Below are 16,344 nucleotides of genomic sequence, written 5' to 3' on the forward strand. Positions count from 1 at the left end.
AAGAAGGGGCGAAAGCCCCGTTTTAATTTAAGGGTGTAATTATGAAAAAGAAAAATATTGTAATTGGTGTTGGAAATATGCTTTTTAAGGATGAAGGTATTGGTATTTATGCTTCTGAGTATATTAAACAAAATTATGAATTTGATGATAAAGAGTTAGAAATTATTGATGGTGGGACATTAGGATTTAAACTAATGGCATATTTTCAAGAGTATGACAATGTTATTATTTTAGATACTGTGTCTATAGAAGATATAGTTGGAGGAATTTATAGACTTCCATCTGATGTTCTTTTGGGACTGGGAACATATAGAAAAACAGCACATGAGGTTGAAATTGTAGAGATGCTAGAAATAGTTTCAGTTTTAGATTCTCACGCAAATGTTACAATTATTGGAATAATTCCAAAAGATATTGAAAGTGTTCAAATTGGACTTACAATTGAGATGGAAGATAAATTTGAAGAGTTTATTTTAAATGGAATTAAAGAGATAGAAAGCCTTGGAATAAAAGCTACAAAAGTAAATGATGTAAAAGTAAGTGATGTTGTAAAAAGTATGATAGGAAGTTACAACGGCGAACATTTAACAAGAATTCCAAATGAAGAAGATTTTACACATGCAATTAATCTATAAAATAGAATTTAATACAACAAATTTATATTTCAAACATATAATAGAAAATTTAATACAAGAAGCTAAAATAAATGGTATTTGTAAACAATATAATGGTTTTATACTTATTCTTTTAGAAGCAAAAGGAAATGAAATTGAAGATTTTTTTGCTTTATTAGAAAAGAAATTACCACTTAGTATATTTATAGGAAAATCATATGTTGTCGAAACTTATGATGAAACTTTAAAAGAAATAGAAGATTTTGATATAAAACAAAATTTAACACTTCTTACAAATGATGCAATAAAAAAAATAATTGAAGAAAATAATATAGACTTTTTAAACGATATTGTAAAAATTACAAAAGGTGGAATTTCAAGATTTGAAACACACAATGGATTAAAAGACTATTTTTTACCAAATAAAAGAATTAGAGAAGATTTCGAAAACAAAGGTTTCGAAGTTAAACTTTTGATTACTGATATTACAAAAGTAGAGGATATTTTTGATATAAATATGAAAGATTATCAACTTTTATGTTCAATTGAAAGACCATTAGTAAAACTAAAATTTAAAATATTAAAAAATGCAAATAAAGAGTTTTCTTCTTCAAACTTTATATATGCAAAAATTCCCGATGATAAAGAAGTGATTTTATTTGCAAAAGCTTTAAAAGAAAATGGAATAAATCATGTTTTATATGTAAATGATGAAGTTTATCAAGATGGATTAAAAATCACATATTTTAAAGAACAAAGCCTAATTATTCATGGAGATAAAGGTCTTTTTCCAAAGTATGATTTTACTGCAAATAAAAAATTTAACTCTTCAAAAGATTATTTTGATGAAAATGGTGGAGTTTATAAAGCAATTCTTGCTCAAAATGCAAAAAGATTGGTACCAAGTATTGGAGTATATTTTTCTCAAAATAGTCACAAAAGCTCAATTTCAGTAAATGTTCCAACAAAAGGAATAAAAGATATTATATTTATTCCAAATATTCATAATAGTATAAAAAACTGTTTTGAAGAAATTTCAGATATTGATGAACATTGTGCAAGACTTATTATTAATTATTCAAAAAAATTTCCAAATGTTTTAGAGGGTGAAGTTCCATTAAATACAAATGGTTTTGAATCAATTATAAATATGTGTGCAAAAGTTTTAGGAATAAATAGTGCTAAAGATTTTGAAGATATAGCTTTAAACACAAATTTATCAAGTGGAATTCAAATAGATATGAAACTTGTAAGTTTAGATGGAATAAATTATTTAGACTATAGAAGAACAGTTCAATCAATTATGGCTTATAAAATGGCTGACGTTGATAATATTACTCTGATTTATTCTTTTTATGAGAGTTTAAGTGAATTTATCTGTAATTATGTAAATGAAATTGCAAAAGATGTAGAAACAAAAGATGTAGTTTTATGTGGAAATATGTTTTCAAACTCAATACTTCTTTCAAAAACAAATAAAACTCTTAGTAAAAGTTATAATATTATCTTGCCAAAAGAGTATCCACTAGATTATTAAATTTTATTCCCTAATAAATTTTATTAGGGAATTATTCTATTTTCAAACTATTTGTAGTAATATCTATCATAAGGTCAAATTATACAAAAGGAAACTCTTATGAATACTCCATTCGATAAAGAAAATCTAAAAAAAGCTTTAAAACAACAACAAAATGAGATAAATGACTATACGATTTACAAAGCTTTATCACTTTCTCAAACTGATGAAAATAACAAAAAAATCTTTGAAAAAATCTCAAAAGAAGAAAAATACCATTATGATTTTTGGGTAAAAATAACAAATACACAAATAGAACCACAAAAGTTGGTAGTTTGGTGGTTTGTTCTTCTTGTAAAAATTTTTGGAACTTCTTTTGCTTTAAAATCTTTAGAAAAAAGAGAAGCAGGAGCAGAAGAGTTTTATAAAGAACTTTTTGAAATATATCCAGAATCAAAAAAGATTTATGAACAAGAAACACAACATGAATTAGAACTTATTGATATGTTAAATGATAAAAAACTTTTATATGCAGGTGCAATTGTACTTGGTATGAATGATGCTTTAGTTGAATTAACAGGAACTTTAAGTGGTTTGGCTTTTGCCTTTGATAAGAGTTTGACAGTTGGTTTAACTGGTCTTATTATGGGAATAGCTGCTTCCTTATCAATGGCTGGTTCTGCATATTTTGAAGCAAAAGAAAATCCGAGTGAAGAGATAAATCCTTTGGTATATTCTTTATATACAGGAGTTTCATATATTTTAACAACTGCAATTTTAGTTGTTCCATTTTTTATATTTGATTTGATTATTGAATCATTAATTATGATGTTTATCTGTGCCTTTTTAGCCATCATCTCATATAACTTTTATATAAGTGTTGCAAAAGATTTGAGTTTCTCAAAAAGAGTTATTCAAATGTCTGCAATTACTTTTGGAGTTGCTCTTATTTCTTTTGCAATTGGTTATGTTGTGAAGTTTTATTTTGGAATAGAAATTTAAAATACAATTTTAATTCTTTTAAATCAAAAGATATGTAAAGTTTGTTACATATCTTTTGAAATATTTATTTAAATTATTTTTCTAACTTTATCTTAGTTTTTAAGCCTATAAAATTATTACTTTCATTATTTATAATAAAAAATGAATAATCATTCATTTAATCAAGAAATATTAACCTTAAAAACTATAGAATGGCACGAAATAAAAATATGAATAATCATTCATAAAAAAGGATAAATTTTGCAAAGCCAAAAACTCTATGAAAAGTTATCTAATAGATTAATAGATTTAGAAAAATTACCAAAATTAAAACAAAATAAATCAATCTCATCTCATTTAGAAGAAAAAGGTATTTCAAGAAGAGATTTTATGAAATGGGCAGGAACAATAACAGCAATGTTAGCATTACCTGCATCTTTTACTCCATTAGTTGCAAAAGCTGCAAAATTATCGGATAGATTACCAATTATCTGGCTTCATATGGCTGAATGTACAGGTTGTAGTGAAGCATTATTAAGAACAGATTCTCCAACTATTGATTCTTTGATTTTTGATTATATTTCACTTGAATACCATGAAACTTTAATGGCAGCTGCTGGTTGGCAAGCTGAACATAATCTGGAACATGCAATTCAAACTTACAAAGGTCAATATATTTTGATGGTTGAAGGTGGAATTCCAAAAGGTGAAAATGCTTCTTATTTAACTGTTGGTGGTCATGGAAAAACAGGTGAACAAATTGCCCTTGAAGCTTCAAATAATGCAATGGCAATTTTTGCTATTGGAACTTGTTCTTCTTATGGTGGAGTTCAAGCAGCAATTCCAAATCCAACAGGAGCAGTTGCTTTATCAAAAATCACAGATAAACCAGTTATTAATGTTCCTGGTTGTCCTCCAAGTGAAAAAAATATTGTTGGAACTTTACTTCATTATATTCTTTATGGAACATTGCCAGCACTTGATGCTTATAATAGACCAAAATGGGCTTATGGACAAAGAATTCATGATTTATGTGAAAGAAGAGGTCATTTTGATGCTGGCGAATTTGTAGAAGAATTCGGAGATGAAGGAGCTAAAAAAGGATATTGTTTATATAAAGTAGGGTGTAAAGGTCCATATACTTTTAATAACTGTTCTAAAAATAAATTTAATTCTCATACTTCATGGCCTATTCAAGCTGGGCATGGTTGTATTGGATGTAGTGAACCTGATTTTTGGGATACGATGGGACCATTTGAAGAACCAGTTGCCAATAGATTATATAACACTGTTTTTAAAGGTTTAGGTGCTGATGCAACAGCTGATAAAATAGGTGTTGGATTATTAACAGTAACAGGTATTGGGATTGCAGTTCATGCAGCTATTTCAAAATTCAAAAACCCAAAAGATACGCAGGAGTAGAAATGTCAAATCAAAGAGTAATAGTAGATCCAATAACAAGAATTGAAGGACATTTAAGAATTGAAGTTGAAATTGATGAAAATAATGTAATTCAAAAAGCATATTCAAGTTCAACTTTATGGAGAGGTTTAGAAACAATAGTAAAAAATAGAGACCCAAGAGATGCTGGTTTTTTAATGCAAAGAATTTGTGGAGTTTGTACTTTTTCACATTATAGAGCTGGAATTGAAGCGGTGGAAAATGCTTTGGGAATAGTTCCACCTTTAAATGCAAAATTAACAAGAAGTTTAATGAATATTTCTTTATTTATGCATGACCATGTTGTTCATTTTTATCATTTACATGGATTAGATTGGGTTGATGTAGTTTCTGCTTTAGATGCAGATGAAGCAAAAGCTTCAAAAGAAGCATTTAAATACTCAGAATTTCCAATAGCAACGGGAGAAAATGATTTAAAAAAAGTAAAAACAAGAGTTAAAGAGTTTGTTGATAGGGGACAACTTGGACCCTTTGCAAATGCTTATTGGGGACATAAAACATATAGATTAAGTCCTGAACAAAATTTGATACTTTTAAGTCATTATTTAAAAGCTTTAGAAGTTCAAAGGGATTTAGCAAAACTTATGGCTATGTTTGGTGGAAAACAGCCTCATCCTCAAAGTCTTACTGTTGGTGGAGTTACTTGTGTTATGGATTTAATGGATCCTTCAAGAATGGGAGAATATTTAACTTTATTTGAAAAAGGTGCAGAATTTATAGAACAAGCTTACCAAGCTGATGTTATTATGGTTGCAGCTACTTATAAAGATGAACCTTCTGTAATGGCACCAGCTGGAGTTATGAATTTTATGGCTCATCAAGAAATGCAATTAAATAGAAGTGAATTTTTATTTGATACAGGAATCATTATGAATCAAGATTTATCAAAAGTTTATGAGATAAATGAAGATTTAATAACAGAAGAAGCAACACACTCTTGGTATGAAAATAATGAACCTTTACATCCATACGAAGGAAAAACAAATCCTAAATATACAGGATTTAAAGATATGGAAACAATAGGTGCTAATAAAGAAAAAGTTCATTCAAAAGTAATAGATGAAAAAGGAAAATATTCTTGGATTAAATCTCCAAGATATGACGGTAAAGCTATGGAAGTTGGACCATTAGCTTGTATTTTAATCTCTTATGCAAAAGGAAATAAAAAAATAGTTCCTTTAGTAGATGATTTCTTAACAAAAACAAAATTAGACAAATCAGCTTTATTTACAACACTTGGAAGAACAGCTGCTAGAATGATTCAAGCAAGAGCAATTGCAAAACATGGATTAGAAGCTTTTTATGCGTTAATAGAGAATCTAAAAGTAGATCAAGATACTTATACTTCTTATAAAATTGATAAAAACAAAGAGTATAAAGGAAGATTCATAGGTGATGTTCCAAGGGGAATGTTATCTCATTGGATTAGAATTAAAAATGGAGTAGTTGAAAATTATCAAGCTGTTGTTCCATCAACTTGGAATGCAGGACCAATTGATGCAAAAGGTCAAGTTGGACCTTATGAAGCAAGTTTGATTGGTTTAAAAGTAGCAGATATTTCTCAACCTTTGGAAATTATTAGAGTAATTCACAGTTTTGATCCTTGTATTGCTTGTGCTGTACATGTTATGGATAAAAAAGGTAATGATTTAGGAACATACAAAGTTGATCCTATATATGGTTTATCTTGTCGTTAAAGGAAAAATTATGATAAAAAAACAATATGAATTTTCTTTATGGCTTAGACTCACCCATTGGGTTAGAGTTATTGCTATTATAATTTTAACTTTCACAGGATTTTATATTGCATTTCCTTTTATATCTCCTGCTTTAAATCAAGCAGAACCAAATAATTATTTATATGCTTTGATGAGAAGTTGGCATATTATTTTTGGATTTGTTTTAATTTGTGTAACGATTGGAAAATTTTATTTATTTATTTTTGATAAACAAAGTAAAGTTGAAAGGGATTCTTTTTGGGATTTTATAAGTGTAAAGATGTGGTTTAAACAAATAAAATATTATATGTTAATTGGTTCTCATGGTCATTTAAAAGGTGCTTATAATCCTTTACAATTTATGGCATATACGGGAGTTTATGGAGCTTTGATTTTTATTTGTATAACTGGATTGATTTTACATATTCATGTTTATCATGAAGGCTTAGGTGGAGTTTTATACGATATTTTAAGACCTTTAGAAATTATGATGGGTGGTTTAGCGTTTGTTCGAGAACTTCATCATATTTGTATGTGGATTTTTATTATATTTTTACCTATTCATATTTATTTGGCTATTTTTAATTCTGTATATGGAAAAAGCGGAGCTATGGATTCTATTATTTCAGGATATAAATGGGAAGACGATAAAAAATGAATATTTTAATTTTAGGAATAGGAAATATCCTATTCCAAGACGAAGGAATTGGTGCTCATTTTATCCATTATTTAGATGAAAAGTATGATTTTATATCACAAAAAAATAGTGTAAGTTTAGTAGATGGTGGAACTTTAGCTCAAAGATTGATACCTGAAATAGTAAAATATGATGAGGTTGTTGTCGTTGATTGTATAGATGCAAATAATTCAAAAGCTGGAGATGTTTATTTTTTTGATTATAAAAAAACTCCTTCACATATAAACTGGCAAGGAAGCGCCCACGAAGTTGAGATGCTTCAAACACTAAATATGATTGATATGAATAAAGATTTACCAAATACAAATGTTTTAGGAGTTATTCCAAAACGAATTGGTGATGATACGACTTTTGAATTAAGTAATGAAATAATAACAGCTGTAAAAACCATGGAAGAAGTTATTATTAAATATCTTTTAAATTTAGATATAAAAATGGAAATAAAAAATGAGGATGCAACAATAGAAAATATCTCTTTGATTTCATTTAAAAGGGATATTATAAATGGTCCTAAAATTTAGATTTACCTATAAATCAAACGACAAAACTTTAGCAAAGTTTTTAGATTATGCTTCAAAACAGTTTGAATGTAGTTATAAAATATTACAAGAAAATGATTTTGTAGATTTATATATAAACTCAAGTGAAGAGGTTTTAAATCAATTTTCACAAGCTTTATCTTTGTATATTCCAATGTCTATATATTATTATGATGTTCAAATTGAAGTAGTAAATGAACTCCCATTGGCTAACACTATTTCTTTAACTCAAGATAAACTAATATCTTTTTGTCCTTCTTGTTTGGCTAAAGTTGAAAACAAAGAAGATGAAGATTATTACAATGGTTTTAAATCTTGTGATATTTGTAATAATTGGGAAGAAGCTGTTTTTATTTTTGAAAATGAAGAATTAAAATCTAATGTAGAACTATTTGAAAAATTAGCTTTTTTGATAAATGATAATAAAAAAATAAAAATAAAAACTCTAAGTGGAACATTTGTTTTTTCAAAATTTGAGAATATAGAAAATAGTTTTAGATTATTAGTTACAAATTTAAAAAATATTTCTTCTTTAGTTGTAGAAAATAAAACAGAAATAGTTGCCCTTGCAAGTATAGAAAAACCTTCAATTGATTTTAAAATAAATGAAGTTTATAAACAAAAATATGGTCTAAAAAAAGAGAAAATAAACATCAGATTTGCAAATGACTTAACTCTTTTATTATTGAGTAATCAACTACAAAAATATGAAATTGATTTTTTAAATATTGAAGAAAATGTTCCTTTTGACTACTTTTTAGATGTAAAAAGTAAAAATGATATTTTTTTAGATATTCCTAAAATCAAATGTTTTGAAAATAAAAAGTTGATTTTAGAATCAACTTCATATCCTAAAAAATTAGATTCAATAATGACAAAATTCAAAGAATTAGATAAAGGTCAGTTTATGACTGTTTTATGGGAAAACAATCTTTTTAAAGAGTCAATTCTAAATTTTTATTTAAGTAGTAAAAATGATGATGGAATATCTTATTATTCTGAAAAAATCGATGGTTTAGTAAATCTAATAGAACCTTTACATATGCCTTTTTCAAGTAAAGAAGTATTTGATGAAATACAAAAGGACAATAAAGGAAAACAGCTTATTTTAAACTATAAAGGTAAGTTTGCACAAGACTATAAAAAAGCTTTAAATAGTCAAATTTTCTCTTTTGAAACAAAATCTTTTTGTAGTTATTGGGAGATTGTAAAAGTCATATTAAACTTTGAAAATAGTGTTTTAGAAAATGCGAATAACTGTTTTTTAGAAAAAGGTCCTAGAATTGACTATAAATTATTTGATTCAAAAAAGATTTTTCATCGAAAATTTGATTACATAGGTATGATTAAAACAGCAATAAGTTTCAAATTAGCAGGAGTTGATGAACAAACTATTTCTTTAGGATTAGTAGAAAGTCTAGCAAATTTTATAGGAAATGAGATAGATAATATAAATAGTTCTTATGAAGTAACGGGAGTTAGTTTATGTGGAGATTTATTTGCTAATGAAAGATTTAATTTATTAGTTGAGAAAAATATACTTAAGAATTTTAAAATATATTACAATAAAGAGTTTGTCATTCAAAAATAGGTATAGTTCTAAAACTGCACAAAAAGAAGAGAGATGATAAACAAAAAGATTAAAATTACAGGTATTGTTCAAGGGGTTGGATTTCGTCCTTTTGTTTATAATTTAGCTTTAAAATATGATATAAAAGGTTGGGTTAACAACGATGAAAAAGGAGTAAATATTCTTCTTTCTTCAAGTGAAGAAAATATCCAAAATTTTATAAATGAACTAAAATCAAATCCTCCAATCTTAGCAAGAATTGATTCTATAAATATAGAAGAAATAACTGAAATAAAAGAGTATAAAACCTTTGAAATAATACAAAGTGAAAGCTCAAAAAACAAATCTACTATTATCTCTCCTGATATTGCTATTTGTGATGATTGTATTGAAGATATAAATGATATGTCTAACTTTAGATACAATTATAGTTTAACAAATTGTACAAATTGTGGTCCAAGATATTCAATAATCAAAACAGTTCCTTATGATAGAATAAATACTTCAATGTTTTCTTTTGAATTATGTGAAAAATGCAAAAATGAATATGAAAATCCAATAAACAGAAGATACCATGCTCAACCAATTGCTTGTGAAAACTGTGGTCCAAATGTAGTTTTGTATAATAATAAAAATGAAGTTTTATCTTCAGACATTAATGCTATAAAAGAAATAGCTCAAAAGATTAATAAAGGTAGTATTGTAGCTATTAAAGGAATGGGAGGTTTTCATCTAATTTGTGATGCAAACAATGATAAAGTTGTGGAAAAATTAAGAATAAGAAAAAGCCGATTAAATAAACCTTTTGCTATAATGTTTAAAGATATAAATAGTATTAAAAATTATACAGATTTAACACAAAAAGAAGAAGAACTTTTAAACTCAAAAGAAAAACCAATAGTTCTAGTAAAAAAGAAAAAAAAGTTTAATTTATCACAACTATTAGCTCCAAATATTAATCATCTGGGATGCTTTATAGCTTATACAGCTTTGCATCATTTACTTTTTAGATATTTAGATAATCCAATTGTTGCTACAAGTGCAAATTTAAAAGGTGAACCAATTATCACTTCAAAAGATGAAATTATAGAAAAATTATCAAATGTGGTAGATTTTGTCCTTGATTTTAATAGGGATATTTTAAATGCAAGTGATGATTCAGTTATACAAATTGTAGATAATAATATAACAAAAATTAGAAATGCTAGAGGTTATGCTCCAACAGCATTTAGTTTTGAAAATAAAAGCAAAAAGAAAATACTTTCACTTGGGGCAAATCAAAAATCAACAATTAGTCTATATTTTGAAAATAACTTAATTTTATCACCATATATTGGTGATTTAAACTCTTTAAAATCAATGGAATATTTTGAAAGAACAATAAAGACTTTTAAAAGATTTTATGACTTTGAACCAGAAGTTATAGTTTGCGATAAACATCCAAATTATGAGTCTACAAAATTTGCTTTAAAACTAAAACAAACCAATCCAAATTTAGAGTTGGTTCAAATCCAACATCACTATGCTCACGTATTATCTGTGATGGCTGAATATAAATTAAATAAAGATGTATTAGCATTTATTTTTGATGGAACTGGATATGGTGATGATGGAAATATTTGGGGTGGAGAAGTTTTCGTGGCTTCAAAAACTGAATATAAAAGGGTGAATCATTTTAAATATTTTAAACTTTTAGGTGGTGAAAAAGCTGTTCTTGAGCCCAAAAGACTGGCTCTAAGTCTACTTTTTGATAGTTTTTCTTTGGAAGAAGTGTTAAATCTTGAAATACCATGTGTAAAAGTCTTTAAAGAATCAGAAATAAAAATGTTTCATACAATGTGGCAAAAAGGTTTAAATTCACCGCTTACAAGCTCTGTAGGGCGTTTATTTGATGCTGTTGCATCATTTGCCAATATTCTTCATATTCAAAGCTATGAGGGAGAAACGGGCTTGCAAATAGAACAATATTACGACAAAACAATCACACAAAGTTATGCTTACGAAATAATTGAAGATAAAATTGAACTATCTTTTATGATTAAACAAATGATTTTAGAAAAAGATAAAAAACAAATTTGCTCAAAATTTATAAATACAATAGGGCAGATTATCCTAGATATTTCAAATCTTCATAAAGATTTACCAATAGTTTTAGGTGGAGGAGTTTTTCAAAATAGAACGCTTTTAGAACTTTTGATAAATATGTTTAAAGATCAAAATAGAGAGTTTTATTACAATAAAAATATTCCATTAAATGATGGTGGAATAAGCGTAGGGCAAATTTACCATATAATCTAAGTTTCTAGAAATATTTATATTATATATTTTGTATCTATTAATATATAATTAAAATTATCCAAAATGTAATAAATATATTCTAAAAACCTTTTATATAGTATTATATAGAAAAAATAACTTTTTGAAAATATCCTATAAAAATATAGCTTTAAAAATAGGATATTTTGTTTATTAAATTATACATTATATAAATATTTAATAATATTTATATTTATACAAATAAAATTCAAATTAGCTGATTATAAATAATAGTATGATAGAATCAAATAAAAATTAGGAACTTTTTATGATAAGAACTACTGCTTTAATATCAGATGAAGATGGATATAAAAAATATAATCTATTTGAAATACATGAAAATTTAGAACCAATAATAGCAGATGATTATCTTGATTTTTCTTCTAAGAATTTCAAAAAAGCTGCTTATTGTGAATTGATGTACAAGAAAAACTTTTACGATAAATATGATGAAACAACATACAAAGAAGTTTATGAAAGATATATCAATAATGAGAAGTTTAAAGAAAAAGCAAAATTTATTTATAGTGTTATTGATTATGATAAATATGTAAAATTTGTAGAAGAAAATCAAATCATAGAAAATCCAAATGAACTTATAATTTCATATAGTGTTGTAGATAGTGAAGGTGTAAAAGTACAGATTTATAATATTGGTATTAGTGATATTTCTTTTGTATTTTAGAAAAATATAAAAGGAGATTTTTAATAAAAATCTCCTTTTAGTTTTTTTATTTTTGTAAAGAAAAAAATATCTTATTTTTTATTCTCAATTTTTCCACTTTCTTCTTTTCCAAAAGTTTTTTCTAAGCCAATTATTAATTCTTGAGTTTGTATTTCACTTAATTTAGCTTCTGGATGTGTTGGTAAATAAAACCATGGTGGCATATCACCATTTTTTAACTCTTTGGCTGATTCATCACCTTTATTTTTTTTCTGTACACCCCAAGTAGATACATTAAAATGTTCTCTTCCTTCTTCAACATCAAAAGCTACAAGCCATGAAATAGGAGCTATTTTACTATACCAAGGATAAATAGTTTGATTTGAATGACAATTTGCACAGGCATTGTTAAAAAGTTCTTTTGTTTGTGGTGAATCCCATGTTGGTTCACTTACAATTGGTGGATTAGAGTAAGTTTTCCCATAAGGAATAAACTGGATTACTACGGCTGTGATAATACCACCAATAATTAATTTTCCTACCATTTTTATCTCCTAAATTTTTTATATATACATTATATATGATATATGTCAAGATTGTATTGACAATTAAAATTTTAATAGTCTCATAAAATATATTTTGTTTAAATTCTCATCTATTATTAATAAAAAATCATAAAATAAATAGTTATAATTATTGAAAAAAGGACAAATATGGACAAATATTGTAACAACTCAGTAGCATTTGAATCAACATGTATTCCAAAAACTGTAAATGCATCAATTAGCGTTTTAACACCAAAAGAAGATAAAGATTTTATTGTAAGAAAAGTAACTTTAGCAAAAGATGGTTCTATGCCAAATCATATAAATGAAATTCAACACCAACAATATGTGTTAAAAGGTGAAGCAAAAGTTATGGTTGGAGATGAAGAGTATCATGCAAAAGCTGGAGATTTTATCTATATTCCTGCTGGTGTTGCCCACAAATATGAAGCATGTTATAACAGTGGTTATGAATTTTTATGTATGATAACTACTAAAGAAGACAAAATCACTATGCTTTAGAAAAATATAAATTAAAATAGTGGAGAAGTCTAATTATGCAGGAATCTAATATCAATTCTGTTTGTACTTATTGTGGTACTGGTTGTGATATTACAGCACAAGTTGAAAATAATAAGATTGTTAAAATTTATGCTCAAAATGATGGTTATGTATCTCAAGGTAAGCTTTGTATAAAAGGCGCTCAAGGATATGGATTTGTTGATTCAAATGAAAGAATACGAAATTCAAGGGTAAAAAAATCTTTTATAGAAAAAAATATAGAAGAACTTCCACAAGAGCTAAAAGCTAGAGCTAAAACTCTAAAAGAATTCAATGAACTTTATTTTGAAGCTCCTTATGAGTTTGCTACTTCATTAGCTGCTTGGAAACTAATGGACATAAAAGAAAAATATGGAAGACATGCGTTTTGTGGAATGGGCGGAGCTAGAACTTCATGTGAGAGTTCTTATATGTTCCAAAAATTTGTAAGAGAGGCTATGGATTCTCCACATGTTGATAACTGTGCTAGGGTTTGTCACTCTCCGTCATTAAAGGGAATGAGAACAACTATTGGTGAGGGGGCAGCTACAAATCCTTTTGATGATATTTTTAAAACTGAAAATATAGTTGTAATGGGTTCAAACACAACAGAAGCTCATCCAATAGTTGCAAATAGAATGATAAAAGCAGCACGAGATAAAACAGCAACTTTGTCTGTAATTGATGTAAGACAAACTCAACTTTCAAAATTTGGTGAGCAATTAATCATTCCTTATGAAGCAAATCTTTTGGTTTTAAATATGATGGCTTATGTAATTTTGAGTGAAAAACTTTATAATACAGAATTTATAGATTCAAGATGTACTGGATTTGAAGCATATAAAGAGTCTATTTTAAATGATCCTTATGCAAATCCTGAATTTATGGCACAAGTAAAAGGATATGAGTATTTAGTTGAACAAATTCCTCAGGTTGCAAGACTATATGCTACTAAAAAATCTATGTTTTTTTGGGGATTAGGAATTACTGAACATCTTGATGGAAGTTATGCTGTAATGGCAATTACACATTTAGCAATGATGACTGGAAATATTGGAAAAACTGGAACTGGACTTATGCCACTTCGAGGTCAAAATAATGTTCAAGGTGCATGTGACACTGGATGTTTACCATATTATGGACCTGATTATACAGTTCCTGAAGAAATAGGTTTAATGACTCCTCAATTAATAGATGAAATGATTGCTGGACGTATAAAAGCTATGTATGTAATGGGTGAAGATATTGCTCATATTCATCCAAATCAAAATAAAGTTCATAAAGGTTTAGCTAATTTAGAGTTAATTATTTCAAATGAATTATTTATGAATGAAATTACTAAAATGGCAGATATTATTTTTGGTGTTAAATCAGCTTATGAAAAAACAGGTGTTTATGTAAATGCCATGAGAAGATTACATCTTTCTCAACCTTTAGTAAAAACAGATTTACCTGATGACTGGGAAGTTTTAAGGGATATTGAAAATAAAATCAATGGAGAATTTGAATTCAAAAATAGTGAAGATGTATGGAATGAAGCAAAAGAAGCTGTTGGAAGTAGATTTTCTGGGGCAACTTATCACAAACTTTCAAATAATAGAAATAGAGGAATGCTTTGGCCTATAAAAAAAGAGGATACACCAATTCTTCATGTTGAAGATTTTAGAACAGAAGATGGAAAAGGTACTTTTGCTTATCATCAATATCAATTAAGAGAACAAGTGAAAAAACTTGTAAATAAAGAAGAGTTCGCAAAAAATGAATTTTATTTAACAACTGGAAGAACTATTGTTCAATACAATAATGCAGCTCAAACGCAAAGAAGTGAAGCTTTAAACTCAAAATATGACAAAGATGTAGTTTTAGCTTCAATTGAAGATAAAGACAGAATCGGAAGTGATAATATTATCATGAGAACACAATATGGAGAAACAGCAGTTTTACCTGTTAAGTTTGTAAAAACAATCAAACAAGGAACACTTTTTACAACATTCCATCACGCTGCTTCAAAAGTAAATTATATTTTTGGTGATGAAGCTGATGAGTTAATTATGACAGCAAAGTTTAAGTCTATAAGAGTTGAAGTTGAGTCAATTAAAGATTAAATTTTAAATCAAAATAAACTCGTTAATACGAGTTTATTTTCTTCTATAACTAAATAAATTCATTTACTAGATTTGATAATCTAAGTGGATCTAACGCTCCACTTACTCTTTTTACTTCAACACCATTTTTGAAAACAACCAAAGTCGGAATCGACATAATATGATATTTACTACCTAAAGTTTGTTCAAGCTCCGTATCAACTTTTGCAAAAACTGCTTTTAATGGATATTTCTTTGATGTTTCATTAAATATTGGAGCAAACATTTTACAAGGTCCACACCAAGGCGCCCAAAAATCTACAATTACTGGAATTTCACTATTTACAACAACTTCATCAAAGTTTGCATTTGTTAGATTTATAGGTTTGTTGTCTAAAAGTGACTCTTTACATTTTCCACAATTTGCTTTTAAATAAGAATCTTTTTTTGGAACATTGTTTATGCTTAAACAACTAGGACAAATTACTCTCATATAATTACTCCTTTAAATTTTTTCAATTATATCATTCTATTTTAAAGATTACAAAGTGCTGTAAGATATGCTTGTTCTTGATATTTTTTTAACTCTTTTGGAAATTCTATTTGATTTTTCTTTTCAAAAGTGCTGATACTTTGAGCTGAGATTAAATCAACACTACAAAAAGGATTTAGTTGAATTAATCCTTCAAGTTTAAATGTAACTGCTCCTCCAGAAAAAGTACCTTTTTTTGCTCGTTTTTTTATAAAGACTTTTTCGATTTCATTTTTTTGTAAAAAATCTAAAAATTCATTACAAAATTTTCTAATATCCTCTTGTTTTTCATCATCTTCAAGAACTATTTTTTTTATTTTAATATCTATATAGTCACTATTTTTTAATACAACTAAAATCACATTATTAGCTTTTAATTCAATTCCACAAATATTCATTTTATTCCTTATTTTTTGATAGATAAATGAATTATAGTAAAGAATTTTCTTTTGAATTAATTGTATTGCATTATGTAATAAAATGAAAAATTTAGTAAATTTTTTAGCTCTTTATAACTTTTGGTTAACCATTTTAGCTTAGAATCTAAGTAATAAAATAATTAAATTT

Annotated in this window: 15 protein-coding genes; 12 read left to right on the forward strand and 3 right to left on the reverse strand. The window is 26.8% G+C overall.

The annotated features are described in order from the left end of the window. Window positions 1-41 precede the first annotated feature (41 nt). The 10 genes from ASUIS_RS05655 (at window position 42) to ASUIS_RS05700 (ending at window position 12,097) form a co-directional block, all read left to right on the forward strand. Window positions 42-635 (forward strand): HyaD/HybD family hydrogenase maturation endopeptidase, encoded by a 594-nt coding sequence (locus ASUIS_RS05655; protein WP_118886099.1) that lies wholly within the window; start codon window positions 42-44, stop codon window positions 633-635. Continuing rightward, on the forward strand, window positions 601-2,151 hold the full coding sequence (locus tag ASUIS_RS05660; RefSeq protein WP_226799996.1) for a Kae1-like domain-containing protein: 1,551 nt from the start codon (window positions 601-603) through the stop codon (window positions 2,149-2,151). The genes ASUIS_RS05655 and ASUIS_RS05660 overlap by 35 nt, the downstream gene beginning before the upstream one ends. Before the next feature lie 99 nt (window positions 2,152-2,250). After that, window positions 2,251-3,132, forward strand: a complete 882-nt coding sequence (locus ASUIS_RS05665; protein WP_118886101.1) for a VIT1/CCC1 transporter family protein — start codon at window positions 2,251-2,253, stop codon at window positions 3,130-3,132. A 240-nt stretch (window positions 3,133-3,372) separates the two neighbouring features. Continuing rightward, the gene (locus ASUIS_RS05670; RefSeq protein WP_118886102.1) at window positions 3,373-4,533 is read left to right on the forward strand and encodes a hydrogenase small subunit; all 1,161 of its coding nucleotides are present in this window, start codon (window positions 3,373-3,375) and stop codon (window positions 4,531-4,533) included. Window positions 4,534-4,535: 2 nt separating this feature from the next. After that, window positions 4,536-6,269 carry a nickel-dependent hydrogenase large subunit gene (locus ASUIS_RS05675; RefSeq protein WP_118886103.1) on the forward strand — a complete coding sequence of 578 codons (1,734 nt, stop codon included), beginning with the start codon at window positions 4,536-4,538 and terminating at the stop codon, window positions 6,267-6,269. A 10-nt stretch (window positions 6,270-6,279) separates the two neighbouring features. Continuing rightward, a complete protein-coding gene (gene cybH / locus ASUIS_RS05680; protein ID WP_118886104.1) occupies window positions 6,280-6,948 on the forward strand; it encodes a Ni/Fe-hydrogenase, b-type cytochrome subunit in 669 nt (222 codons plus the stop codon). Next, window positions 6,945-7,508, forward strand: coding sequence for a HyaD/HybD family hydrogenase maturation endopeptidase (locus tag ASUIS_RS05685; RefSeq protein WP_118886105.1), 564 nt, complete (start codon window positions 6,945-6,947; stop codon window positions 7,506-7,508). The genes cybH and ASUIS_RS05685 overlap by 4 nt, the downstream gene beginning before the upstream one ends. Next, entirely contained in the window at window positions 7,492-9,117 is a 1,626-nt protein-coding gene (locus ASUIS_RS05690) for a hypothetical protein (protein WP_118886106.1), read from the forward strand. The genes ASUIS_RS05685 and ASUIS_RS05690 overlap by 17 nt, the downstream gene beginning before the upstream one ends. Before the next feature lie 33 nt (window positions 9,118-9,150). Beyond that, on the forward strand, window positions 9,151-11,394 hold the full coding sequence (gene hypF, locus ASUIS_RS05695) for a carbamoyltransferase HypF (RefSeq protein WP_118886107.1): 2,244 nt from the start codon (window positions 9,151-9,153) through the stop codon (window positions 11,392-11,394). Between the two features lie 286 nt (window positions 11,395-11,680). Beyond that, the gene (locus tag ASUIS_RS05700) at window positions 11,681-12,097 is read left to right on the forward strand and encodes a hypothetical protein (protein WP_118886108.1); all 417 of its coding nucleotides are present in this window, start codon (window positions 11,681-11,683) and stop codon (window positions 12,095-12,097) included. A 71-nt stretch (window positions 12,098-12,168) separates the two neighbouring features. On the opposite strand, the gene ASUIS_RS05705 is transcribed toward ASUIS_RS05700, so the two are convergent. After that, window positions 12,169-12,621, reverse strand: coding sequence for a heme-binding domain-containing protein (locus ASUIS_RS05705; RefSeq protein ID WP_118886109.1), 453 nt, complete (start codon window positions 12,619-12,621; stop codon window positions 12,169-12,171). Between the two features lie 168 nt (window positions 12,622-12,789). On the opposite strand from ASUIS_RS05705, the gene ASUIS_RS05710 reads away from it, so the two are divergent. Then, the gene (locus ASUIS_RS05710) at window positions 12,790-13,143 is read left to right on the forward strand and encodes a cupin domain-containing protein (RefSeq protein ID WP_118886110.1); all 354 of its coding nucleotides are present in this window, start codon (window positions 12,790-12,792) and stop codon (window positions 13,141-13,143) included. Between the two features lie 35 nt (window positions 13,144-13,178). Beyond that, window positions 13,179-15,266, forward strand: coding sequence for a molybdopterin oxidoreductase family protein (locus ASUIS_RS05715; protein WP_118886111.1), 2,088 nt, complete (start codon window positions 13,179-13,181; stop codon window positions 15,264-15,266). 49 nt (window positions 15,267-15,315) lie between these two features. On the opposite strand, the gene trxC is transcribed toward ASUIS_RS05715, so the two are convergent. After that, window positions 15,316-15,738: a thioredoxin TrxC gene (gene trxC / locus ASUIS_RS05720; protein WP_118886112.1), complete on the reverse strand. Its 423-nt coding sequence runs from the start codon at window positions 15,736-15,738 to the stop codon at window positions 15,316-15,318. Between the two features lie 41 nt (window positions 15,739-15,779). Continuing rightward, complete coding sequence (locus tag ASUIS_RS05725; protein WP_118886113.1) at window positions 15,780-16,175, reverse strand: DUF3010 family protein; 396 nt, start codon at window positions 16,173-16,175, stop codon at window positions 15,780-15,782. Window positions 16,176-16,344: the final 169 nt, after the last annotated feature.

Origin of the sequence: Arcobacter suis CECT 7833 (genome assembly GCF_003544815.1) — a bacterium.
Classification (GTDB): domain Bacteria; phylum Campylobacterota; class Campylobacteria; order Campylobacterales; family Arcobacteraceae; genus Aliarcobacter; species Aliarcobacter suis.

Bases quoted from the DNA above. Each gene is read 5' to 3' on its own strand.
- ASUIS_RS05655 (WP_118886099.1), top strand. From the start codon at position 42: ATGAAAAAGAAAAATATTGTAATTGGTGTTGGAAATATGCTTTTTAAG.
- ASUIS_RS05660 (WP_226799996.1), top strand. From the start codon at position 601: ATGAAGAAGATTTTACACATGCAATTAATCTATAAAATAGAATTTAAT.
- ASUIS_RS05665 (WP_118886101.1), top strand. From the start codon at position 2,251: ATGAATACTCCATTCGATAAAGAAAATCTAAAAAAAGCTTTAAAACAA.
- ASUIS_RS05675 (WP_118886103.1), top strand. From the start codon at position 4,536: ATGTCAAATCAAAGAGTAATAGTAGATCCAATAACAAGAATTGAAGGA.
- cybH (WP_118886104.1), top strand. From the start codon at position 6,280: ATGATAAAAAAACAATATGAATTTTCTTTATGGCTTAGACTCACCCAT.
- ASUIS_RS05685 (WP_118886105.1), top strand. From the start codon at position 6,945: ATGAATATTTTAATTTTAGGAATAGGAAATATCCTATTCCAAGACGAA.
- ASUIS_RS05690 (WP_118886106.1), top strand. From the start codon at position 7,492: ATGGTCCTAAAATTTAGATTTACCTATAAATCAAACGACAAAACTTTA.
- hypF (WP_118886107.1), top strand. From the start codon at position 9,151: ATGATAAACAAAAAGATTAAAATTACAGGTATTGTTCAAGGGGTTGGA.
- ASUIS_RS05700 (WP_118886108.1), top strand. From the start codon at position 11,681: ATGATAAGAACTACTGCTTTAATATCAGATGAAGATGGATATAAAAAA.
- ASUIS_RS05705 (WP_118886109.1), bottom strand. From the start codon at position 12,621: ATGGTAGGAAAATTAATTATTGGTGGTATTATCACAGCCGTAGTAATC.
- ASUIS_RS05710 (WP_118886110.1), top strand. From the start codon at position 12,790: ATGGACAAATATTGTAACAACTCAGTAGCATTTGAATCAACATGTATT.
- ASUIS_RS05715 (WP_118886111.1), top strand. From the start codon at position 13,179: ATGCAGGAATCTAATATCAATTCTGTTTGTACTTATTGTGGTACTGGT.
- trxC (WP_118886112.1), bottom strand. From the start codon at position 15,738: ATGAGAGTAATTTGTCCTAGTTGTTTAAGCATAAACAATGTTCCAAAA.
- ASUIS_RS05725 (WP_118886113.1), bottom strand. From the start codon at position 16,175: ATGAATATTTGTGGAATTGAATTAAAAGCTAATAATGTGATTTTAGTT.